Annotated in this window: 32 protein-coding genes; 30 read left to right on the top strand and 2 right to left on the bottom strand. The window is 59.3% G+C overall.

The window, feature by feature from the left end; translation table 11 throughout:
* Window positions 1-356: 356 nt before the first annotated feature.
* Window positions 357-854, bottom strand: a complete 498-nt coding sequence (locus V8J82_RS20315; RefSeq protein WP_339978178.1) for a ferritin-like domain-containing protein — start codon at window positions 852-854, stop codon at window positions 357-359.
* A gap of 344 nt (window positions 855-1,198) precedes the next feature.
* Between V8J82_RS20315 and rpsJ the strand changes: the two genes are divergently transcribed.
* From rpsJ to V8J82_RS20260, 11 genes are all read left to right on the top strand, one after another.
* On the top strand, window positions 1,199-1,513 hold the full coding sequence (gene rpsJ, locus V8J82_RS20310; protein ID WP_339978176.1) for a 30S ribosomal protein S10: 315 nt from the start codon (window positions 1,199-1,201) through the stop codon (window positions 1,511-1,513).
* A 15-nt stretch (window positions 1,514-1,528) separates the two neighbouring features.
* The gene (rplC, locus tag V8J82_RS20305) at window positions 1,529-2,401 is read left to right on the top strand and encodes a 50S ribosomal protein L3 (RefSeq protein WP_339978172.1); all 873 of its coding nucleotides are present in this window, start codon (window positions 1,529-1,531) and stop codon (window positions 2,399-2,401) included.
* On the top strand, window positions 2,401-3,021 hold the full coding sequence (gene rplD / locus V8J82_RS20300) for a 50S ribosomal protein L4 (protein ID WP_339978170.1): 621 nt from the start codon (window positions 2,401-2,403) through the stop codon (window positions 3,019-3,021). The genes rplC and rplD overlap by 1 nt, the downstream gene beginning before the upstream one ends.
* Window positions 3,018-3,314 carry a 50S ribosomal protein L23 gene (locus tag V8J82_RS20295; RefSeq protein ID WP_339978168.1) on the top strand — a complete coding sequence of 99 codons (297 nt, stop codon included), beginning with the start codon at window positions 3,018-3,020 and terminating at the stop codon, window positions 3,312-3,314. Before rplD ends, V8J82_RS20295 begins: the two co-directional genes overlap by 4 nt.
* Window positions 3,315-3,431: 117 nt before the next feature.
* On the top strand, window positions 3,432-3,896 hold the full coding sequence (gene queF, locus V8J82_RS20290) for a preQ(1) synthase (RefSeq protein ID WP_339978166.1): 465 nt from the start codon (window positions 3,432-3,434) through the stop codon (window positions 3,894-3,896).
* 231 nt (window positions 3,897-4,127) lie between these two features.
* Window positions 4,128-4,970, top strand: a complete 843-nt coding sequence (rplB, locus tag V8J82_RS20285; protein WP_339978164.1) for a 50S ribosomal protein L2 — start codon at window positions 4,128-4,130, stop codon at window positions 4,968-4,970.
* Window positions 4,971-4,973: 3 nt separating this feature from the next.
* Entirely contained in the window at window positions 4,974-5,252 is a 279-nt protein-coding gene (gene rpsS, locus V8J82_RS20280) for a 30S ribosomal protein S19 (RefSeq protein ID WP_339978162.1), read from the top strand.
* A 3-nt stretch (window positions 5,253-5,255) separates the two neighbouring features.
* Window positions 5,256-5,636: a 50S ribosomal protein L22 gene (gene rplV, locus V8J82_RS20275; protein WP_339978160.1), complete on the top strand. Its 381-nt coding sequence runs from the start codon at window positions 5,256-5,258 to the stop codon at window positions 5,634-5,636.
* Window positions 5,636-6,379, top strand: a complete 744-nt coding sequence (rpsC, locus tag V8J82_RS20270; protein WP_339978158.1) for a 30S ribosomal protein S3 — start codon at window positions 5,636-5,638, stop codon at window positions 6,377-6,379. The genes rplV and rpsC overlap by 1 nt, the downstream gene beginning before the upstream one ends.
* 13 nt (window positions 6,380-6,392) lie before the next feature.
* Window positions 6,393-6,806 (top strand): 50S ribosomal protein L16, encoded by a 414-nt coding sequence (gene rplP / locus V8J82_RS20265; RefSeq protein ID WP_339978156.1) that lies wholly within the window; start codon window positions 6,393-6,395, stop codon window positions 6,804-6,806.
* 109 nt (window positions 6,807-6,915) lie between these two features.
* On the top strand, window positions 6,916-7,431 hold the full coding sequence (locus V8J82_RS20260) for a hypothetical protein (protein WP_339978154.1): 516 nt from the start codon (window positions 6,916-6,918) through the stop codon (window positions 7,429-7,431).
* Here V8J82_RS20260 and V8J82_RS20255 read toward each other — a convergent pair.
* The gene (locus V8J82_RS20255) at window positions 7,428-8,138 is read right to left on the bottom strand and encodes a hypothetical protein (protein ID WP_339978152.1); all 711 of its coding nucleotides are present in this window, start codon (window positions 8,136-8,138) and stop codon (window positions 7,428-7,430) included. The two genes, V8J82_RS20260 and V8J82_RS20255, sit on opposite strands and share 4 nt — an antisense overlap.
* 140 nt (window positions 8,139-8,278) lie before the next feature.
* On the opposite strand from V8J82_RS20255, the gene V8J82_RS20250 reads away from it, so the two are divergent.
* The 19 genes from V8J82_RS20250 (at window position 8,279) to rpsM (ending at window position 19,183) form a co-directional block, all read left to right on the top strand.
* On the top strand, window positions 8,279-8,899 hold the full coding sequence (locus V8J82_RS20250; RefSeq protein ID WP_339978150.1) for a TIGR02466 family protein: 621 nt from the start codon (window positions 8,279-8,281) through the stop codon (window positions 8,897-8,899).
* Window positions 8,900-9,146: 247 nt separating this feature from the next.
* On the top strand, window positions 9,147-9,965 hold the full coding sequence (locus V8J82_RS20245) for a hypothetical protein (RefSeq protein ID WP_339978148.1): 819 nt from the start codon (window positions 9,147-9,149) through the stop codon (window positions 9,963-9,965).
* Window positions 9,966-10,085: 120 nt separating this feature from the next.
* Entirely contained in the window at window positions 10,086-10,292 is a 207-nt protein-coding gene (gene rpmC, locus V8J82_RS20240) for a 50S ribosomal protein L29 (RefSeq protein WP_339978146.1), read from the top strand.
* 3 nt (window positions 10,293-10,295) lie between these two features.
* The gene (rpsQ, locus tag V8J82_RS20235; protein WP_339978144.1) at window positions 10,296-10,526 is read left to right on the top strand and encodes a 30S ribosomal protein S17; all 231 of its coding nucleotides are present in this window, start codon (window positions 10,296-10,298) and stop codon (window positions 10,524-10,526) included.
* Between the two features lie 80 nt (window positions 10,527-10,606).
* Window positions 10,607-10,975: a 50S ribosomal protein L14 gene (gene rplN, locus V8J82_RS20230; RefSeq protein ID WP_013963207.1), complete on the top strand. Its 369-nt coding sequence runs from the start codon at window positions 10,607-10,609 to the stop codon at window positions 10,973-10,975.
* Between the two features lies 1 nt (window position 10,976).
* Window positions 10,977-11,285 (top strand): 50S ribosomal protein L24, encoded by a 309-nt coding sequence (rplX, locus tag V8J82_RS20225; protein ID WP_339978128.1) that lies wholly within the window; start codon window positions 10,977-10,979, stop codon window positions 11,283-11,285.
* Entirely contained in the window at window positions 11,285-11,845 is a 561-nt protein-coding gene (rplE, locus tag V8J82_RS20220; RefSeq protein ID WP_339978126.1) for a 50S ribosomal protein L5, read from the top strand. The genes rplX and rplE overlap by 1 nt, the downstream gene beginning before the upstream one ends.
* 18 nt (window positions 11,846-11,863) lie before the next feature.
* Window positions 11,864-12,169 carry a 30S ribosomal protein S14 gene (gene rpsN, locus V8J82_RS20215; protein WP_224813488.1) on the top strand — a complete coding sequence of 102 codons (306 nt, stop codon included), beginning with the start codon at window positions 11,864-11,866 and terminating at the stop codon, window positions 12,167-12,169.
* 14 nt (window positions 12,170-12,183) lie between these two features.
* Window positions 12,184-12,576 (top strand): 30S ribosomal protein S8, encoded by a 393-nt coding sequence (gene rpsH, locus V8J82_RS20210; protein WP_339978121.1) that lies wholly within the window; start codon window positions 12,184-12,186, stop codon window positions 12,574-12,576.
* Between the two features lie 12 nt (window positions 12,577-12,588).
* Window positions 12,589-13,122 carry a 50S ribosomal protein L6 gene (rplF, locus tag V8J82_RS20205; protein ID WP_339978119.1) on the top strand — a complete coding sequence of 178 codons (534 nt, stop codon included), beginning with the start codon at window positions 12,589-12,591 and terminating at the stop codon, window positions 13,120-13,122.
* Between the two features lie 11 nt (window positions 13,123-13,133).
* The gene (gene rplR, locus V8J82_RS20200) at window positions 13,134-13,493 is read left to right on the top strand and encodes a 50S ribosomal protein L18 (protein WP_339978117.1); all 360 of its coding nucleotides are present in this window, start codon (window positions 13,134-13,136) and stop codon (window positions 13,491-13,493) included.
* Between the two features lie 116 nt (window positions 13,494-13,609).
* Entirely contained in the window at window positions 13,610-14,185 is a 576-nt protein-coding gene (gene rpsE / locus V8J82_RS20195; protein WP_339978115.1) for a 30S ribosomal protein S5, read from the top strand.
* Between the two features lie 5 nt (window positions 14,186-14,190).
* The gene (gene rpmD / locus V8J82_RS20190) at window positions 14,191-14,379 is read left to right on the top strand and encodes a 50S ribosomal protein L30 (protein WP_339978113.1); all 189 of its coding nucleotides are present in this window, start codon (window positions 14,191-14,193) and stop codon (window positions 14,377-14,379) included.
* Between the two features lie 150 nt (window positions 14,380-14,529).
* The gene (locus tag V8J82_RS20185) at window positions 14,530-14,976 is read left to right on the top strand and encodes a hypothetical protein (RefSeq protein ID WP_339978111.1); all 447 of its coding nucleotides are present in this window, start codon (window positions 14,530-14,532) and stop codon (window positions 14,974-14,976) included.
* A gap of 59 nt (window positions 14,977-15,035) precedes the next feature.
* Entirely contained in the window at window positions 15,036-15,800 is a 765-nt protein-coding gene (locus V8J82_RS20180; protein ID WP_339978109.1) for an MBL fold metallo-hydrolase, read from the top strand.
* Window positions 15,801-15,929: 129 nt separating this feature from the next.
* On the top strand, window positions 15,930-16,403 hold the full coding sequence (rplO, locus tag V8J82_RS20175) for a 50S ribosomal protein L15 (RefSeq protein WP_339978107.1): 474 nt from the start codon (window positions 15,930-15,932) through the stop codon (window positions 16,401-16,403).
* 136 nt (window positions 16,404-16,539) lie between these two features.
* Window positions 16,540-17,916 (top strand): preprotein translocase subunit SecY, encoded by a 1,377-nt coding sequence (gene secY / locus V8J82_RS20170; RefSeq protein WP_339978105.1) that lies wholly within the window; start codon window positions 16,540-16,542, stop codon window positions 17,914-17,916.
* Complete coding sequence (locus V8J82_RS20165) at window positions 17,913-18,488, top strand: adenylate kinase (protein WP_339978103.1); 576 nt, start codon at window positions 17,913-17,915, stop codon at window positions 18,486-18,488. Before secY ends, V8J82_RS20165 begins: the two co-directional genes overlap by 4 nt.
* A gap of 326 nt (window positions 18,489-18,814) precedes the next feature.
* Window positions 18,815-19,183 (top strand): 30S ribosomal protein S13, encoded by a 369-nt coding sequence (rpsM, locus tag V8J82_RS20160; protein ID WP_339978101.1) that lies wholly within the window; start codon window positions 18,815-18,817, stop codon window positions 19,181-19,183.
* Window positions 19,184-19,196 lie beyond the last annotated feature (13 nt).

The following is a 19,196-nucleotide window of genomic DNA, read 5'->3' as shown; positions in this document are numbered from 1 at the left end:
CGAGTTTCCAAAGGAAACTCTGGCCAGTGGGTGCCGGGTGGCAGTGTCTTTTGCAGTTGCAAAAGATCACAAGCACTCGGTGCAGCACACGATCGCCAACAAACCCAAAAGGCCCCGCCAAAACGCGGGGCCTTTGTCATATAACAACACACCCGGCAGCCCACCCCTTGCGCGGCCCTCAAACAAAACACCACACAAGATGTGGCGCATTGTTGGGGGCAACCGAGTCAAAGCTTAAACGCGAAACGCTCCGGCAAAGATGATGACGTGACATAAAAAAAGCCGCCCGGTATCAGGGCGGCTTCTGCGGATCTAGGTAGGCATCGAATAGGCTGCCGGAACAGCCCTTTCACCGTTTAAGCGGCGGCAGATTGGTTCACGCCGCCGGTGGCGATTTCTGTCATGCGACGGTCGCCATTATAGCACGCATCAAGGCAATCGGACAGCACGGCGCCATCATCATCAAGGTTCAGACGGTTGGCAAAGGCGCGCAGGCAACCGTAGCCAGCGATCGCATAATGGGTCATGCGCTGATATTGTGTGATGATCATCGCATCGCGCGCATCTTCATCGGTGATGTCCTCGCCCAGGCCGTGGGCGCGCGCCTCTTCGACCAGACCTTCCATGCCTTTGCAATGCTCACCGTTTGGATCAATTCCGTGGTCGTTGCAGAGCTGCGCGACCTTTTCCATCCCGTCTACAATACCCTGAACCGCGTCGTTGAACGCGCGCTTGAGATCGCCGTTGTTCGCGGCACGGCCGAGCTCGGTCGTGACTTCCATGGATTGCTTGCAGGCGCTGTAAAGGTCCTGCAGTTGATCGTGATAGACGTCCGTGAGATTGGCGATGGCCATGACTCTTTCTCCTCCGATTTTGCGGGTGCTGTAAGGTAGGTAGGCAACCCATCAAACGCCGCACGGTTCCCATAATCGGACAAGCTTGCCGGTTTCGCGCATGGGGCTTCGTACAATCGATCGCCAATCGCAGACTTTCGTCTTGCCAGCCCCTGCGACTCCGCCTATACGCCCGCTATCCAACGGGTGCGCTTCGGCGTGCCCTTTTCCGTTGGACAGTTACCTACGCACCTCCGGTGCATCTATGCTACCCGCACCTCTGGTGCGACAAAGACGCGATGAGGGTGTGCGATGAGCGCCCATCCTCCTCTCCGATCTCGACCCTATGATAAAGGGTGATGCTTATGGCCGTACCAAGCCAAAACATCCGTATCCGCCTGAAGGCGTTTGATTACCGGGTGCTCGATGCCAGCACACAGGAAATCGTGAATACCGCAAAGCGGACCGGCGCGCAGGTGCGCGGACCGATCCCGCTGCCGAACAAGATCGAAAAGTTCACGGTTCTCCGTGGCCCGCATGTCGACAAGAAATCGCGCGATCAGTGGGAAATTCGTACCCACAAGCGCCTGCTCGACATCGTTGATCCGACGCCGCAGACCGTGGACGCGCTGATGAAGCTCGACCTGGCCGCCGGCGTCGACGTGCAGATTTCGGTCTAAGGGAGGGCTTCTGATATGTTGCGCTCTGGAGTGATCGCGAAAAAGGTTGGGATGACCCGCCTTTTCATGGAAGACGGCAAGCAGATCCCTGTGACCGTTCTTCAACTGGATAAATTGCAGGTGGTCGCCAAGAAGACCTCTGACAGCGACGGCTATTCGGCCGTTCAGCTTGGTGCCGGTACGGCCAAGGCCAAGCGGACATCGGCGCCGATGCGGGGCCATTTCGCCAAGGCGAATGTGGAGCCCAAGCGCAAGCTGGTGGAATTCCGCGTGGATGCGGAAAACCTGCTGGATGTGGGCGAGGAAATCATCGCCGACCATTATTTCGAAGGTCAGTTCGTCGACGTGACGGGCACCTCGATCGGTAAGGGTTTTGCCGGTGCCATGAAGCGGCATAACTTCGGCGGCCTGCGCGCGTCTCACGGTGTGTCGATCAGCCACCGCTCGCACGGCTCCACCGGTCAGTGTCAGGATCCGGGCCGCGTCTTCAAAGGCAAGAAGATGGCCGGTCACATGGGGGCTGCCCGTGTCACGACGCAGAACCTGCAAGTCGTGAAAACCGACAGCGACCGTGGTCTGATCATGATCAAAGGCGCCGTTCCAGGCTCCAAAGGTGGTTGGGTGACGGTCAAGGATGCGGTGAAAAAGCCGTTCCCCGAGAACGCCATCCTGCCCGCTGCTTTGAAATCCGCCGCTGAGGAAGCTGCAAAAGCTGCCGAAGAAGCCGCCGCTGCCGCTGCCGCGGAGGCCGAAGCCGAAGCCAAGCGTTTGGCCGAAGAGCAAGCCGCTGCCGAAGCCGAAGCCCTGGCGCAAGCCGAGGCTGAGATCGCTGCCGAGGGGAGCGACCCTGCCCCCGAAGGTGACGCAGATAAGAAGGACGGTGAATAATGAAAGTCGACGTTATCAAACTTGACGGCGGTTCCGCTGGCTCGGTCGACCTGGGCGAGGACATCTTTGGTCTCGAACCCCGCGCCGACATCCTGCACCGCGTCGTTCGCTGGCAGCGCAACAATGCGCAGGCAGGCACCCATAAGGTGAAGACCCGTTCGGAAACGAGCTATTCCACCAAGAAGATCTACCGCCAGAAGGGCACCGGTGGCGCACGCCACGGTGACCGGAATGCGCCGATTTTCCGCAAAGGTGGGATCTACAAGGGTCCAACCCCACGGTCCCACGGCCACGATCTGCCGAAGAAGTTCCGTAAGCTGGGTCTGAAGCACGCTCTGTCCGCCAAAGCGGCCGAAGGCAGCCTGGTTGTGATCGAGAATGCCGCACTGGATGCGCCCAAAACGGGTGCGCTGGCCAAGCAGGTCAAGGAACTGGGTTGGAAGCGCGCGCTGATCATCGACGGCGCAGACGTGGACGCCAACTTTGCCCAAGCGGCGCGCAACATCGAAGGTCTGGATGTGCTGCCAACGATGGGCGCCAATGTCTATGACATCCTCAAGCGTGACACCCTGGTGATCACGAAAGCGGGTGTCGAAGCTCTGGAGGCTCGCCTGAAATGAGTGCAGAAGCCAAACATTACGACGTGATCCGCAAGCCGCTGATCACCGAGAAAACCACAATGGCGTCCGAACATGGCGCCGTGGTCTTCGAAGTCGCCATCGACGCCAACAAGCCGCAGATCAAAGAGGCTGTCGAGGCCGTCTTCGGTGTGAAGGTGAAGGCCGTGAACACGACCATCACCAAAGGCAAGGTCAAGCGCTTCCGAGGCCAGATCGGCACGCGGAAAGACGTCAAGAAGGCCTATGTGACGCTCGAAGAAGGCAACACAATCGATGTGAGCACCGGTCTTTGATCCGATGATGCGCCTGTGGGTGCATCCGCAAGCGAATGAACGCCCCGGCCACGGATGTTGCCGGGGCTTTTCTGTACGTCCGCAAGCTCGGGCTATGTTGCAGGAAAGGGAGTGCCAATGAGCGAAACGATTTACGACAATCTCAAACAATTGGGCGGCGCCACCGTGGTGCCCAACTCGCCGGAAGAAGCGGAACTTGAAAGGGTTCAGAATCCCCAGGCCGATGTCGCGTATAATGTGCGCTTCACGGCCCCGGAATTTACCTCCCTTTGTCCGATGACCGGCCAGCCGGATTTTGCCCATCTGGTGATCGACTACGTTCCGGGCCCGTGGTTGGTCGAAAGCAAATCGCTGAAATTGTACCTGACATCTTTTCGCAACCACGGGGCCTTCCACGAGGATTGCACGATCTCTATCGCGCGGCGTCTGGTGGCGCTGTTGGAGCCGCAATGGCTGCGGATCGGTGGATATTGGTATCCCCGCGGAGGCATTCCGATTGATGTTTTTTGGCAGACCGGAGACATGCCAACGGGAATATGGATACCCGATCAAGGTGTGCCCCCCTATCGCGGACGCGGCTGACATTGTCGTTGTTCGCGGCCATGTTTCGTCGCGACGCATGAGCGCGCAAATCGCCGACCTGACGGGTTGACCAAAGAAGGGGGCTGCCGTAACAGACCCCATCGGCAAAGCCCCGGATTCGTCCGGGGCTCTGCTTTTGGTCGTATGATCAATAAATCGGGCACCTACGGGGGCCTTCAACATCAGGGTCTGCTCTGCGCGGATCCGCCAAGCAAACGGAAGACAGTTAACATGGCACTCAAGTCGTATAAGCCGACGACGCCGGGCCAGCGTGGGCTGGTACTGATCGACCGTTCGGAGCTGTGGAAAGGACGTCCTGTCAAAGCCCTGACCGAGGGTTTGACCAAGAAGGGCGGCCGGAACAACACCGGACGGATCACGGCGCGTCGTCGTGGTGGTGGGGCAAAGCGCCTTTACCGCATCGTAGATTTCAAGCGGACCAAGCAAGATGTCGAAGCCGTTGTGGCACGGATCGAATACGATCCCAACCGCACCGCGTTCATCGCGTTGATCCAGTACACCGATGGTGAGCAGGCCTATATCCTGGCGCCGCAGCGTCTGGCTGTTGGCGATAAGGTCATCTCGTCGGCCAAGGCTGACATCAAGCCGGGCAACGCGATGCCGTTCTCGGGCATGCCGATCGGGACAATCATCCACAATATCGAGCTGAAGCCCGGCAAGGGTGGCCAGATCGCACGCGCCGCGGGCACCTATGCCCAGTTTGTCGGTCGCGACGGTGGCTATGCCCAGATCCGCCTCAGCTCGGGTGAATTGCGCCTGGTTCGCCAGGAATGCATGGCGACGGTTGGCGCGGTCTCGAACCCCGACAATTCGAACCAGAACCTCGGCAAAGCCGGTCGTGTCCGCCACATGGGCAAGCGACCGTCTGTGCGTGGTGTCGCGATGAACCCGATCGATCACCCCCATGGTGGTGGTGAAGGTCGCACCTCGGGTGGCCGGACGCCGGTCACGCCTTGGGGTGTCGACACGAAGGGTAAGCGGACCCGTAACAAGAACAAGGCAAGCCAGAAGCTGATTATCCGCAGCCGGCATGCCCGCAAGAAAAGGCGCTAAAGCATGAGCCGTTCCGTCTGGAAGGGTCCTTTTGTCGACAGCTATGTCCTCAAAAAGGCCGAGAAAGCCCGCGAGTCGGGCCGCAACGAGGTCATCAAGATCTGGTCGCGCCGTTCCACCATTCTGCCCCAGTTCGTTGGTCTGACCTTCGGCGTTTACAATGGCCACAAGCATGTGCCCGTAAACGTGTCCGAAGACATGATCGGTCAGAAATTCGGGGAATATTCGCCCACGCGCACCTATTACGGGCATGCGGCGGATAAGAAAGCCAAAAGGAAGTAAGCCATGGGCAAGGATAAAAATCCCCGCCGCGTGGCGGACAATGAGGCGATGGCCAAGCTGCGCATGCTGAAGACCAGCCCGCAGAAGCTGAACCTCATCGCCGGTCTGATCCGCGGAAAGAAGGTTGAAAAGGCCCTGACCGACCTGACCTTCTCGAAAAAGCGTATCGCTGTGGATGTGAAGAAATGCCTTCAATCCGCGATTGCGAATGCCGAAAACAACCACGGTCTTGACGTCGACGAACTAGTCGTTGCCGAAGCGTTCGTGGGCAAGAACCTTGTGATGAAGCGGGGCCGTCCGCGCGCCCGTGGTCGGTTCGGCCGCATTCACAAGCCATTTGCAGAGCTGACCATCAAGGTCCGCCAGGTTGAGGAGACAGCCTAATGGGACATAAGGTAAACCCCATCGGCATGCGTCTTCAGGTCAACCGGACCTGGGACAGCCGCTGGTATGCAGACACCAAGGATTACGGTGATCTGCTGCTGGAAGACATCAAGATCCGCGAGTTCATCAAGAAGGGCTGGTGGGATCTGTTGGCCAAGCGTGAGAAGCGCAATCCGGGCGATGCCGGGATCGCGAAGATCATCATCGAACGTCCGCACAAGAAATGCCGCGTGACCATTCACTCGGCGCGTCCGGGTGTGATCATCGGCAAAAAGGGCTCGGATATCGAGGGTCTGCGCAAGGAGCTGTCCAAGATTACCGACAGCGAATTGCACCTCAACATCGTTGAGATCCGCAAGCCCGAGCTTGACGCGCAGCTGGTGGCTGAATCGATTGCACAACAGCTTGAGCGTCGTGTGTCGTTCCGTCGCGCCATGAAGCGTGCGGTTCAGAACGCCATGCGGATGGGTGCCCTGGGCATCCGGGTCAATGTCGCAGGCCGTCTTGGCGGGGCCGAGATTGCCCGGACCGAATGGTATCGTGAGGGCCGTGTGCCGCTTCACACCCTGCGTGCGGATATCGATTACGCCCATGCCGAGGCCGAAACGCCTTACGGTATCATCGGCATCAAAACCTGGATCTTCAAAGGGGAGATCATGGAGCACGACCCGTCGGCCCGTGACCGTCGCCAGCAAGAGATCCAGGAAAGCGGTGGGGCCTCGCGCCCGCGCCGTGACCGCTGAGGAGGTCTGAGCAATGTTGCAACCGAAACGGACGAAGTTCCGCAAAATGCAAAAAGGCCGGATCAAAGGCGAAGCGAAGGGCGGGTCTGACCTGAACTTCGGCACCTTTGGTCTGAAAGCTTTGCAGCCTGAGCGCGTGACCGCGCGCCAGATCGAAGCCGCCCGCCGGGCCATGACGCGTCACATGAAGCGTCAGGGTCGGGTCTGGATCCGGATCTTCCCGGATACCCCGGTGACCTCGAAGCCCGTCGAAGTTCGGATGGGTAAAGGTAAGGGTTCGGTCGATTACTGGGCCTGCAAGGTCAAGCCTGGCCGGATCATGTTCGAGATCGACGGTGTGGCCGAGCCCATCGCCCGCGAGGCCCTGCGCCTGGCCGCGATGAAGCTGCCGGTCAAAACCCGCACGGTCCAACGCGAAGACTGGTAGCGTCTGAGACGCGCGCGCTTTCTAGCGTGGTGAGATTGAAGGCCCCCTCCGATGGATCGGTGGGGGCTTTTGCTTGCGTCTCGGCTTGGCGTATTTAGACACCGTGGCGATGGAGACTCTTACGATTGATCCCTTGCGTGCCGTCGGCCCGCTGCGCTTCGGTGCGATGTCTGGCGAAGTAGGTGCAGTGCTGGGCGCGCCAGATCGAACCTTTGCGATCGACAGTGCTGGGTCTTTGTGCGAAGTGCGGGAGACGTCCGCGATTTCGTCCTGCGATTTCGAGCAGGGGCGATTAACCGCGCTTACGATCAACCATGCAATCGTAGATGCTGTGATGCTGGGGGAGGTAGAGCTCCTTCGGGTGCCCTTGGACGAAGTGCTATCGCGCTTGGATCAGATGAATGGCGGTACGGAGCAGATCCAGGGCGGCTCGTTGTGTTACGAAGCTTTGGGGCTGATGTTGCGGCAATTTGAGGCGCCCGGCGCGAGGGAGCTGCTTGTGACATCATCAAGCATTCGCGCCTCCGAACCCACCCGGTCGGTCGGCTTGCAGGAAGCGCTGGACTATTATCGGGCGCAGACCGGACGAGAGCCGAAAACAGATTGGTTTGGCCGGTTGCCCTAACCGCGCGGCCAGATCTGATCCATGCCCGCGCTGAACCTTGCCCAGGTCATACTGGCGCGATTGCCCGCATAGCCTTCGTAATAGGATCGACCGTTAGGCAGCGGCAGCCCGGCCCAGATCCGTGCCAGATTGCGCATGAAGACGACGCGCCGCAGCCCGCCGGTTTCAAAGTCGTGCAGACCAGCGTCTTCGAGAAGCACCATGGCCAGCGCGTCCTGGACCTCCGGCGAAAAGCGGGTGTCCGGCCCAAATCCGCGGATTTGGGCGACGCGGCGCAGCGTGGGCGGGATGAACTGATATCGCCCGATAGCGTGGGGCTGACCCGGCGTGGCCTCGATCCAGGCATAGATCTCGCCCAATGTCATCTGCGTCGGCGGCCGCGGCGTGCGGATCCGCGCACCATGTTGCACCGCATCATATCCGTCGCGCCCTGCCTCGGCTTGTGCAATCAGCGTCAACAGTTCCGCAATTGCGCCCGGGGTCGGCGTCAGCCGCGGTCCCGAAGGCGTATCTTGTGTAAAGGGGGCAAACAGGCTGCCCGTTCCGGTGCCTGCGAACAGGGACCCGGCCGAGGCAGGGGCCGCGGCACTGCGGACCGAAAACAGCGGGGATGCTCCCGAGCCCAGCAGGGACGCCCCATTGGCCAGCGCAATACTGCCGGGCCAAATCGCCATACAGGCGAGGATCAATAGACTGCGCAATGCCATCCTGGCGGTGCCCCCGAGACATCCATTCGGTACCATCGGCTTACACACGAAGTCTTTCCGGTTCCTTTCCGGCGGCCACATCGGGTCCCGCAAACTCAATCGAATTGTATCGATCCACCCGCCTCTGCTATGCCGCGCCCATGGCCGATATCCGCTCTCTCTTCGTGACCCGCCTTTATCACGCCAAGCTGGCAGAGCTTGGCCCGACCATTGACCATGCCGAGCTGGAAACCTCGTGTTTTTCCATCGCCGAGGATGACGAGGCAGGGCAGGATTGGTGCGAGGAGAACGGTTATCCCGGCTATACGTCCTATGCGTCGCTCACCGATTTGCCGTGGCGCTTCCCGATCTTTGCGCAGGTGGTCGAAGCACTCGATGCCCATGTGGCGGCCTTTGCCGAGGATCTGGAGTTCGATTTGGAGGGGCGCGAATTGAAGCTGGAGGATCTGTGGATCAACATCCTGCCCGAAGGCGGCATCCACACGTCCCATATCCACCCCCATTCCGTGATCTCCGGCACCACCTACGTGACCGTCCCACCCGGCGCCCGGTCGATCAAACTGGAGGACCCCCGCCACACGATGATGATGGCCGCGCCCAACCGGAAGAAAGACGCCCGAGAGGAGCTACGCGCCTTCATCTATCCCGGCCCCAAGGCAGGCGACGTGCTGCTGTGGGAAAGCTGGCTCCGCCACGAAGTGCCGATGAACATGGACGAAGACGACCGGGTGAGCGTCAGCTTCAACTATGGGTGGGGGTGAAGCGCGCTGTTCGGCGAAGCGGGGTGCGGCCTGACTCGATCCGGGCGAGGACCTTGCCGATGCGGGTCATCTCCATCAGGTGGTGACGATGGATGAGGGCCAGTTGCTTGCCTTCGCGGCGGTGCTGGCCGGTCGCCTCGAGGACGCGAGGGACGGGCGGCCTCGTCGAGGGTGAGGGACGCGAGGTTGGGCATTTTACTATAGCCCTATAGGTTTAGACGACGGTGTCTAGTTTGAGTTCAGGGTTTTGGCAGACGAAAATTCATACGATCCGCTTGAGCATTTTGAAGCATCTAGGGCGAAGCTTGGCGAGGCTCTTGAGCACGCAGCAGGTATTTCAGGAGGTGCGATAGGGATTGAGCATACTGGGAGGCAAAACAGGTCACTGATGGTGTTCTCAAAGATGATTGCTCATGGGATGTCGATTGAAGCGGTCCTGGGGCCATTTCCGTCCGACGGGCATCGGGGCGGTTTCTTGAACCATTTCTCTCTGATCGCCCTTGCAAGAACGGTCTACGATGCTGCTCTTATGACACTATACGTCGCCCATTTAAGTTCAACTGAAGACCAATGGAATCTAAGGCGGCATGTCCTTTACCTTCATGACCTCTGCAATCGAAAGCGTTTTCTGAAGCCGCTAACAAAGATTGAACCTGCAGTTCAGCCGATCGATAATTCGACCTATCAGAGAGTGCGCGATGATCTAACGTTGAAAATCAGCCTATACGGAAGGAAATTGGGTAAGAATGATAAAGAGATATCTGAGTTGTGCACTGGCCAAAGAGTTTTCGTAGATGGCGCGCGCGGCGCAGCCCGCTTGGTGGGCTGGGATCTTAACGCTTATGACTTCAAACAAGCGTTCTTCTCGAATTGGGTTCACTCGCATCCAGTGAGCTTCTTGCGTGCAAATGAGCAGAAAATCTCAATGGTTGAGGCTTCAGATCACCAATTAGCTGTCTCGGCACTTGCGCTTGATACCGCATGGGAAGCAACTGATGCCTGCAATGAAGTGATGTCAAACTTTGTGGGCACTATCGAACGGGACCCACTTGGTCCAATTGAATAGCAACGATCGCTTGCCAACCGTCCCCAACCCCCCTATACGGCCCCTTCATTCACCGAACTCCACGGGAATCAGCGTCACCCTTTTGGGGCGCGCCCGTGATTGTTGAAAGGAAGAGGCGACATGAACGCCCAAGAACTGCGTGACAAGACGCCGGATGAGCTCCGTGATGAGCTGACGGCCCTGAAGAAGGAAGCGTTTAACCTGCGCTTTCAGCAGGCCACAGGCCAGCTTGAGAACACTGCCCGCATGCGCTCGGTGCGCCGGGATGCGGCGCGTGTAAAGACGATCCTGAACGAAAAGGCCGCGGCCGCAGCAGGGGAGGCATAAGACATGCCCAAGCGTATCCTCACCGGCACCGTGACCTCGGATGCCAACGAGCAGACCGTGACCGTTTCGGTCGAACGTCGCTTCAAGCACCCGGTTCTGCAAAAGACGATCCGGAAGTCGAAGAAATACCGGGCCCACGACCCGGAAAACACCTTTAAGGTGGGCGATCAGGTCCGCATTCAAGAATGCGCCCCGGTCTCCAAATCGAAACGCTGGGAGGTGATTGTCGCCTAAGGCGCATTCACATCTCGGTTTGAACGAAACCCCCGGGCCAATGTGCCAAAAGGCCGGTCCGGGACGTCGGGAGAAACCAAATGATCCAGATGCAGACTAATCTGGATGTTGCTGACAATAGCGGCGCCCGCCGTGTTCAGTGCATCAAGGTTCTGGGTGGTTCCAAGCGTAAATACGCCTCCGTCGGCGACATCATTGTCGTCTCGGTGAAGGAAGCCATCCCGCGTGGTCGCGTGAAGAAAGGCGACGTCCGCAAGGCCGTTGTCGTGCGCACCGCCAAAGAGGTTCGTCGCGATGATGGCACCGCCATCCGCTTTGATCGCAACGCAGCCGTCATCCTCAACAACAATAACGAGCCGATCGGCACCCGTATCTTCGGGCCGGTGGTGCGTGAGTTGCGCGCGAAGAACTTCATGAAGATCATCTCGCTCGCGCCGGAGGTGCTGTAAGATGGCTGCCAAGTTGAAAAAGGGCGACAAGGTCGTCGTGCTCGCCGGCAAGGACAAGGGCAAAGAGGGCGAGATTTCGTCCGTCGACCCCAAAGCCGGTAAAGCCATCGTGGACGGCGTGAACATCGCGATCCGCCACACCAAGCAAAGCCAGAACAGCCAAGGAGGCCGCATTCCGCAAGCGATGCCGATCCAGCTGTCGAACCTGGCGCTTTTGGATGCCAACGGCAAAGCCACCCGCGTCGGGTTCCGCATGGACGATGACGGCAAGAAGGTGCGTTTCGCCAAGACCACGGGGGACGTGATCTGATGCTGGACCAAGCAAACTATACCCCGCGTCTGAAGACCGCTTTCCGCGAGACCATCAAGGCCGCGATGAAAGAGGAATTCGGCTACAAAAACGACATGCAGATCCCGCGTCTTGAGAAGATCGTTCTCAACATCGGGTGCGGTGCGGAAGCGGTGCGTGACTCCAAAAAGGCCAAATCGGCCCAGGAAGACCTGACGGCAATTGCCGGTCAGCACGCCATTGTTACCAAAGCCAAGAAGTCCATCGCAGGCTTCCGGGTTCGGGAAGACATGCCGCTGGGTGCCAAGGTGACCCTACGGGGCGACCGCATGTATGATTTCCTCGATCGCCTGACCACGATCGCGATGCCCCGCATCCGCGACTTCCGTGGTGTGAAGCCGTCCTTCGACGGTCGCGGCAACTTTGCCATGGGCATCAAGGAGCACATCGTGTTCCCCGAGATTAACTTCGACAAAGTCGACGAAGTTTGGGGCATCGACGTGATCATTGTCACAACGGCGGAAACCGACGCCGAGGCGAAGTCGCTGTTGAAGCACTTCAACATGCCCTTTAACGCCTGACGCGAGAGGAATTAAGACATGGCTAAAGAAGCGATGATCGAACGCCAGAAAAAGCGCGAGCGTCTGGTCGAGAAATATGCCGCCAAGCGGGCCGAACTGAAAGAAATCGCACGGGATGAGAGCCGTCCGATGGAAGAGCGGTTCAAGGCCCAGCTGAAATTGGCGAAACTGCCGCGCAACAGCTCGGCAACCCGTCTGAACAACCGCTGCCAGCTGACCGGTCGCCCCCGTGGCTACTACCGCAAGCTGAAAATGTCGCGGATCAAGCTGCGGGACCTGGCCTCCAACGGTCAGATCCCCGGCATGGTCAAGTCGAGCTGGTAAGGGAGCGATAGAGTATGAATGATCCTCTCGGTGATATGCTGACCCGCATCCGCAACAGCCAGATGCGCGGGAAGTCCACAGTCGAAACCCCGGCCTCCAAGCAGCGTGCGCGCGTTTTGGACGTGCTGGCGGATGAAGGCTATATCCGCGGCTACGAGCCCACGACCGGCAAAGATGGCCACCCGGCCTTCGAGATCAGCCTGAAGTATTACGAAGGCACCCCGGTGATCCGTGAGCTTAAGCGCGTGTCGAAACCCGGCCGCCGCGTCTATATGAGCGTGGGCGACATCCCTCAGGTCCGTCAGGGCCTGGGCGTGTCGATCGTCTCCACCTCCAAGGGCGTGATGTCCGATGCAAGTGCTCGCAGCCAGAATGTTGGCGGCGAAGTGCTTTGCACCATCTTCTAAGGGGGCCTGACAATGTCTCGTATTGGTAAAAAACCGGTCGAGCTGCCCGGGGGCGTCGAAGCCTCCGTGTCGGGTCAGACCATCGAAGTAAAGGGCCCCAAAGGCTCACGCGCGTTCACCGCAACCGACGATGTGTCGTTGGCTGTTGCTGACAACGCCGTGACCGTCGAGCCGCGTGGCAAGTCCAAGCGTGCCCGTCAGCAATGGGGCATGAGCCGCACCATGGTGCAGAACCTGGTGACCGGCGTGACCGACGGCTTCAAGAAAGAGCTTGAGATCACCGGCGTGGGGTATCGCGCGCAGATGCAGGGCAACACCCTGAAGCTGTCGCTGGGATATTCTCACGATGTGGATTTCGAAGTTCCCGCCGGTGTGACCGTCACCTGCCCGAAGAACACCGAAGTGGTGATCGAAGGCAATGACCAACAGCTGGTTGGTCAGGTTGCGGCGAACATTCGTGAGTGGCGCGCGCCAGAGCCCTACAAGGGCAAAGGCATCCGCTACAAGGGTGAGTACATCTTCCGTAAGGAAGGCAAGAAGAAGTAAGGGCTGGCACTATGGCTATGAGCAAACGCGATCTGTTCCAGAAGCGCCGCCTGCGCAACCGGAACAAAATGAAGAAGATGGCAGATGGGCGCGCGCGCTTGTCTGTGCATCGGTCGAACAAAAATATCTCGGTCCAACTGATCGACGACGTGCAGGGTGTGACGTTGGCTTCGGCCTCGTCGCTGGAGCCTGGGCTGGGCATCGTTGGCAAAAACAACGTCGAGGCCGCCGGCAAGGTGGGCGCGGCGATTGCCGAGCGGGCCAAGAAAGCTGGCGTGGAAGAATGCTATTTCGACCGCGGCGGGTTTCTGTTCCACGGGCGTGTGAAGGCTTTGGCCGACGCAGCGCGCGAAGGTGGCTTGAAGTTCTAAGACCTGAAGGGCGCTCCGCTGGGGCGCCCTCGATGATCCGGGGGTCGGTACGGCTCACTGGGATCGGATATAACCGGCGCCGCATCGACGCGCCTTTGATCTGAAGGAAATGCCATATGGCAGAACGTGAAAACCGAGGGCGCGGCCGGGGCCGCAACCGCGAAGAAGAAAATCCGGAATTTGCCGACCGTCTGGTCGCGATCAACCGCGTGTCGAAAACCACCAAAGGCGGTAAGAACTTCGGCTTTGCCGCGCTGGTCGTCGTGGGTGATCAGCGCGGTCGCGTGGGCTTCGGCAAGGGCAAGGCCAAAGAGGTGCCCGAGGCGATCCGCAAGGCGACTGAACAAGCCAAGCGTCAGTTGATCCGCGTGCCGCTGAAAGAAGGCCGCACGCTGCACCACGACATGCTGGGCCGCCACGGCGCCGGTAAGGTTGTTATGCGCACCGCGCCGGAAGGGACCGGGATCATCGCCGGTGGTCCGATGCGCGCCGTGTTCGAGATGCTGGGCATCAAGGACATCGTCGCCAAATCGACCGGCTCGCAGAACCCCTACAACATGATCCGCGCCACGCTGGACGGTCTGCGCAAAGAAGCCAGCCCGCGCCAGGTCGCATCGCGCCGTGGCAAGAAAGTCGCCGACATTCTGCCCGCCCGCGAGCAGGCTCCGGCGCCTGAAGCTGAGGAGGCTTGAGTCCCATGGCAAAAACCATCGTCGTCAAGCAGGTGGGTTCGCCCATCCGCCGCCCCCAGGAACAGCGCGCGACGCTGATCGGCCTGGGCCTGAACAAGATGCACAAGACCCGCGAGCTTGAGGATACGCCCTCGGTCCGCGGCATGGTCAACAAGATCCCGCATCTGGTTGAGATCATCGAAGAGCGCGACTGATTTAAACGCACAGCACTTCGTCGGAATGGATACCCCGGTCTTTTTGGGCCGGGGTATTTTCTTTTTCTCCACCCGCACCGCTCTAGATTTACACTAAGATTTGAAAAGCGCCCTAATTAAGAGCCGCAGACGATTTGAAAGCCTGACGCCGTGCCAATTGAATTTTCAACCTGCCTGGAGCGTGATTTGCTGTATGCGCGATGGTATGGCCGTGTGGATTTCGATCAATTCGCCCAGAACTTCATGAATTATGTGGCGGATGAATATTACCGGCCAGGTCGGCGCGAATTGATCGATCATTCTGGTATCGACGAGTTTGATATCGATTTTAATCTGGTGCGGTCGATCCTCAGGCAAGTGAATGCCCAGGATCCGACCAACCAAGTGACGACCCATACCGTCATTTATTCGCCGGATGAAACGATCTACGGCATGGGGCGCATGTACCAAACCCTGTCCGAGATGGCGCAGGGGATCCGGGTGGAGGTGTTCCGAACCGAGCGTGAGGCGTTGGATGCGCTTGGGCTGGAGCACAGTTCGATCGCTGCATTGCGCTCGGCGGAGGTGTTCTTACCCGCCCGCCTCAAGGACAATTGAAACGACAGCGCGGCCCATTGGGCTAACATAGTCGAAATGGTTCTATCGGAGACGCCACCATGCCAAACCGTCGTCAGGTTCTCATGCAATTGACCGCTGCAACCGCCGCATCCGGGACTGTTCTTATGCCTTATCGTCTGCGTGCTGACGGGCATAGCGGTGATGTGTTCGACACTACGGTCGGACAGGTCACTGTCCACCCGATTTCCCATGCCTCCATGGTGCTACAGGTGCCCGCCGGTACGATATATGTGGATCCGGTTGGCGGCGCCGCTTTGTATGATGGCTTGCCGGAGCCGGATTTGATCCTGATCACTCATGAGCACGCCGATCATTATGATCCTCCGACGCTCGCCGCGCTCGTGGGCAGCGAGACGCAGATCATCGCGAATCCTGCTGTCCAGGCGCAGCTTGACCACCCTGCCACAGTGCTGGCCAATGGTGAGAGCGTGCTTTGGGAAGGCGCGGGCATTCTGGCCATTCCAGCCCATAATCTGACCGAAGGCCGGTTGCAGTTTCACCCGCCGGGCCGCGACAATGGCTACGTGATAGATCTGGGCGGGTATCGGATCTACATCTCGGGCGATACCGAGGATGTGCCCGAGATGCGCGCCTTGCAGGGGATCGATCTGGCATTTGTGTGCATGAATTTGCCATTTACCATGGATGCCGAGGCCGCCGCGGATGCCGTGCGCGAATTTGCGCCGCGCGTTGTCTATCCCTACCATTACCGCGGTCGTGACAATGGCACCCAGGATCCGGCAGAATTTGCCGAGATGGTTGGTGACGCGTCCGAGGTGCGCCTCGGGCCCTGGTATTCGTAAGGTCCCCTTGCGTCAGAAAGGGCTTGGGCCTATACGCAGCCGGTGGCCCAATTGGGTTATATGAATCACCATTTATGCCGCGTCTGTCCCACTTCGCTTCGGGGGCATGTCCGGCCAAGGAGAAGCGACATGAAACTGCATGAATTGCGGGACAATCCCGGCGCGACCAAAAAGCGTAAACGCGTGGGCCGTGGCCCGGGCTCTGGCACGGGTAAAACCGCCGGCCGCGGGATCAAAGGTCAGAAATCCCGTTCGGGTGTGGCCATCAACGCCTATGAAGGCGGACAAATGCCTCTGTATCAGCGTCTGCCGAAGCGCGGCTTCAACAAGCCGAACCGCAAGGAGTTCGCTGTGGTCAATCTGGGCCTGATCCAGAAATTCGTCGATGCGGGCAAGATTGATGCCAAGGCAGAGATCACCGAGGATGCCCTGGTGGCCTCCGGTCTGGTGCGCCGCAAGCTGGATGGCGTGCGGGTTTTGGCGAAGGGCGACGTTTCGGCCAAGCTGACAATTTCGGTCACCGGCGCCTCCAAAGCCGCCGTCGAGGCCGTCGAAAAGGCCGGTGGATCCCTGACGATCGCGGCTCAGCCTGCGGCTGAGTAACCCAGAGGGGGGCTTTTGGGCCCTGTGATGCTTGTGGGCGGAGACCTCTCCGCCTACATCATCTCCCATTGGTTGTAATGTGCCGGAGGATCTCACAGCACGGGGTCCTGGGCCAAGATGCGTAGAGAGAGACGGCATGGCATCAGCAGCGGAGCAAATGGCCGCGAACATGAGCTGGAGCGCGTTCGGCAAAGCGACCGAATTGCGACAGCGCATTTTCTTCACGCTCGGTCTTCTGATCATCTACCGGATCGGCACCTATATCCCGGTGCCCGGCATCGAGCCCAACGAATTGCGCGCCTTCTTCGATCAGGCCGCTGCGGGTCTTGGCGGCGTGTTGAACATGTTCACCGGCGGCGCGCTCAGCCGTATGGGTGTCTTTGCCCTCGGGATCATGCCCTATATCTCGGCCTCGATCATCGTGCAGCTTCTCGCGGCCATGGTGCCTGCGATGGAGCAGCTGAAAAAAGAGGGTGAGCAGGGGCGCAAGAAGCTCAACCAATATACCCGCTACGGCACGGTCGCCCTTGCCACGGCGCAAGCCTACGGTTTGTCGGCGGGGATGCAGGCCAACGGGCTGGTACAGCCGGATATCGATCCGTGGTTCTTCATCGCGGGGGCCGTCATTACGCTAGTGGGCGGTACCATGTTCCTGATGTGGCTGGGTGAACAGATCACCCAACGCGGCATCGGCAACGGGATTTCACTGATCATCTTTGTCGGGATCATTGCCGAGATCCCTTTTGCCCTGGCGCAGTTCTTCGAGACCGGTCGCGAAAGCCTCAGCACGGCCACCACGCTTGGTGTGATCGTCATGCTGATCGGGACGCTGTTCTTCGTGGTCTTCATGGAGCGCAGCCTGCGCAAGATCCACATTCAATATCCCCGCCGTCAGGTGGGCATGAAAGTCTACGATGGCGGGTCCAGCCACCTGCCGATCAAGGTGAACCCGGCTGGCGTGATCCCAGCGATTTTCGCCTCTTCGCTGCTGCTCTTGCCCACCACGCTGACCACGTTCGGCGGCGGGGGCGAAGCGCAGGGCCCGATCATGTCGTGGATCACGGTGAATTTCGGGCCGGGTCAGCCGCTTTACCTGCTGTTCTTCTCGTCGATGATCATCTTCTTCACCTATTTCTACACGCTCAACGTGTCGTTTAAGGTCGAGGATGTCGCCGACAATCTGAAGAACCAAAACGGGTTCGTGCCCGGTATTCGCCCCGGCGCACGCACGGCCGAGTATCTGGATTACGTCGTCCGGCGCATTCTGGTTCTCGGCTCCGCCTATCTTGCGCTTGTCTGCATGATGCCAGAGATCGTGCGCACGAATTTGGCCATCACGGCCTATTTCGGTGGCACGTCGATCCTGATCATTGTGTCCGTGGGTATGGACACTGTGCAGCAAATCCAGTCTCATCTGCTGGCGCATCAATACGAGGGGCTGCTTGAAAAATCGCAGCTTCGCGGGCGCAAGGGTGGGGGAAAGAAACCGCGGAAAGGACCAGCGCGGCGATGAATATCATACTATTGGGCCCGCCTGGTGCGGGTAAAGGAACCCAGGCTGGCATCCTGGTTCAACAGCGCGGCATGACTCAATTGTCGACCGGAGACATGCTGCGAGAGGCCAAAACCAGCGGCACGGAAATGGGCAAACGCGTCGCCGAGGTGATGGACAAGGGCGAATTGGTCACCGATGAGATCGTCATCGGTTTGATCCGCGAGAAGTTGGAAGCCGGGAGCGACGGTGGCTTCATCTTCGATGGCTTTCCCCGCACTCTGACCCAGGCCGATGCCTTGGCTGAATTGCTGGCAGAGGTTGGCCAAACGCTCGACCACGTGATCGCGATGGAAGTCAATGACGAGATCCTGGTGGGTCGCATCGTCAATCGCGCCAAGGAAGCCGCTGCTGCCGGTCAACCGGTGCGCGCGGACGACAATGAGGAAAGCCTGAAGGTCCGCCTGACGGAATACTACAAAAAGACCTCGCCGCTCATCGGATATTACCACGCCAAAGGGCAGCTTCGCTGGGTGCCTGGCTTGGGTGAGATCGATGAGGTCGCAGGCGGGATCGCAAAGATCCTCGACTGACCATCCTGGCCGCTGGCACTGTGTCTCGGCGGGGATTGTGATCGGCGAGACAGAGTCTCAAGTCGCAGCTTCTGGCTTGCACCGCAATCCCCGCTTTTGACACGGTCAGATGCGCTGCTTCGACCTGATTTGCGAATTTCCCGACATCGTGCGGGTCAGCCCTTGACGCCAACCAGCGATAGGCATAATGACCGCCATCTCCACGGGAATCGGATGCGCATTCGATCCTGTTTGATTACCTCGCAAGCCCGGCGCGAAATGCCCGGGCTTACGTTGTGAAAAAAGGGCCTGGTGCTACGGGCTCGCAACGAAAGGACATAGCCGAAATGGCACGTATTTCCGGGGTTAACATCCCCACAGCAAAGCGCGTCCCGATCGCGCTCACCTACATCACCGGGATTGGCCACGCATCGGCCACCGCAATCTGCGAGGCCGTGGGCATTGATCCGGCGCGCCGCGTCAATGAGTTGAGCGATGCCGAGGTTCTGCAGATCCGCGAACATATCGACGCCAACTATACCGTCGAAGGTGACCTGCGCCGTGAGACCCAGATGAACGTGAAGCGTCTGATGGATCTGGGCTGCTACCGTGGCCTGCGCCATCGCCGCAACCTGCCGGTTCGCGGTCAGCGCACCCACACCAATGCCCGCACCCGCAAAGGCCCCGCAAAGGCCATTGCCGGTAAGAAGAAGTAAGGGAGGGTTTGAA

Source organism: Gymnodinialimonas mytili (assembly GCF_037544085.1).
GTDB classification, from domain to species: domain Bacteria; phylum Pseudomonadota; class Alphaproteobacteria; order Rhodobacterales; family Rhodobacteraceae; genus Gymnodinialimonas; species Gymnodinialimonas mytili.
Note: the sequence above shows the minus strand (reverse complement) of the source record. Positions and strands in the feature narration are given on the sequence as shown.

Coding starts and splice junctions, on each gene's coding strand:
- V8J82_RS20255 (WP_339978152.1), bottom strand. CDS start 8,138: ATGGCATTGCGCAGTCTATTGATCCTCGCCTGTATGGCGATTTGGCCC.
- rplD (WP_339978170.1), top strand. CDS start 2,401: ATGAAAGTCGACGTTATCAAACTTGACGGCGGTTCCGCTGGCTCGGTC.
- rpmC (WP_339978146.1), top strand. CDS start 10,086: ATGAACGCCCAAGAACTGCGTGACAAGACGCCGGATGAGCTCCGTGAT.
- rplV (WP_339978160.1), top strand. CDS start 5,256: ATGGGCAAGGATAAAAATCCCCGCCGCGTGGCGGACAATGAGGCGATG.
- V8J82_RS20315 (WP_339978178.1), bottom strand. CDS start 854: ATGGCCATCGCCAATCTCACGGACGTCTATCACGATCAACTGCAGGAC.
- rpmD (WP_339978113.1), top strand. CDS start 14,191: ATGGCAAAAACCATCGTCGTCAAGCAGGTGGGTTCGCCCATCCGCCGC.
- rplE (WP_339978126.1), top strand. CDS start 11,285: ATGCTGGACCAAGCAAACTATACCCCGCGTCTGAAGACCGCTTTCCGC.
- rpsC (WP_339978158.1), top strand. CDS start 5,636: ATGGGACATAAGGTAAACCCCATCGGCATGCGTCTTCAGGTCAACCGG.
- rplP (WP_339978156.1), top strand. CDS start 6,393: ATGTTGCAACCGAAACGGACGAAGTTCCGCAAAATGCAAAAAGGCCGG.
- rplF (WP_339978119.1), top strand. CDS start 12,589: ATGTCTCGTATTGGTAAAAAACCGGTCGAGCTGCCCGGGGGCGTCGAA.
- rpsS (WP_339978162.1), top strand. CDS start 4,974: ATGAGCCGTTCCGTCTGGAAGGGTCCTTTTGTCGACAGCTATGTCCTC.
- V8J82_RS20260 (WP_339978154.1), top strand. CDS start 6,916: ATGGAGACTCTTACGATTGATCCCTTGCGTGCCGTCGGCCCGCTGCGC.
- rplO (WP_339978107.1), top strand. CDS start 15,930: ATGAAACTGCATGAATTGCGGGACAATCCCGGCGCGACCAAAAAGCGT.
- rpsN (WP_224813488.1), top strand. CDS start 11,864: ATGGCTAAAGAAGCGATGATCGAACGCCAGAAAAAGCGCGAGCGTCTG.
- rplX (WP_339978128.1), top strand. CDS start 10,977: ATGGCTGCCAAGTTGAAAAAGGGCGACAAGGTCGTCGTGCTCGCCGGC.
- rplR (WP_339978117.1), top strand. CDS start 13,134: ATGGCTATGAGCAAACGCGATCTGTTCCAGAAGCGCCGCCTGCGCAAC.
- secY (WP_339978105.1), top strand. CDS start 16,540: ATGGCATCAGCAGCGGAGCAAATGGCCGCGAACATGAGCTGGAGCGCG.
- rplC (WP_339978172.1), top strand. CDS start 1,529: ATGTTGCGCTCTGGAGTGATCGCGAAAAAGGTTGGGATGACCCGCCTT.
- V8J82_RS20250 (WP_339978150.1), top strand. CDS start 8,279: ATGGCCGATATCCGCTCTCTCTTCGTGACCCGCCTTTATCACGCCAAG.
- queF (WP_339978166.1), top strand. CDS start 3,432: ATGAGCGAAACGATTTACGACAATCTCAAACAATTGGGCGGCGCCACC.
- rplN (WP_013963207.1), top strand. CDS start 10,607: ATGATCCAGATGCAGACTAATCTGGATGTTGCTGACAATAGCGGCGCC.
- V8J82_RS20295 (WP_339978168.1), top strand. CDS start 3,018: ATGAGTGCAGAAGCCAAACATTACGACGTGATCCGCAAGCCGCTGATC.
- V8J82_RS20180 (WP_339978109.1), top strand. CDS start 15,036: ATGCCAAACCGTCGTCAGGTTCTCATGCAATTGACCGCTGCAACCGCC.
- rpsM (WP_339978101.1), top strand. CDS start 18,815: ATGGCACGTATTTCCGGGGTTAACATCCCCACAGCAAAGCGCGTCCCG.
- rpsQ (WP_339978144.1), top strand. CDS start 10,296: ATGCCCAAGCGTATCCTCACCGGCACCGTGACCTCGGATGCCAACGAG.
- rpsH (WP_339978121.1), top strand. CDS start 12,184: ATGAATGATCCTCTCGGTGATATGCTGACCCGCATCCGCAACAGCCAG.
- rplB (WP_339978164.1), top strand. CDS start 4,128: ATGGCACTCAAGTCGTATAAGCCGACGACGCCGGGCCAGCGTGGGCTG.
- V8J82_RS20165 (WP_339978103.1), top strand. CDS start 17,913: ATGAATATCATACTATTGGGCCCGCCTGGTGCGGGTAAAGGAACCCAG.
- rpsE (WP_339978115.1), top strand. CDS start 13,610: ATGGCAGAACGTGAAAACCGAGGGCGCGGCCGGGGCCGCAACCGCGAA.
- rpsJ (WP_339978176.1), top strand. CDS start 1,199: ATGGCCGTACCAAGCCAAAACATCCGTATCCGCCTGAAGGCGTTTGAT.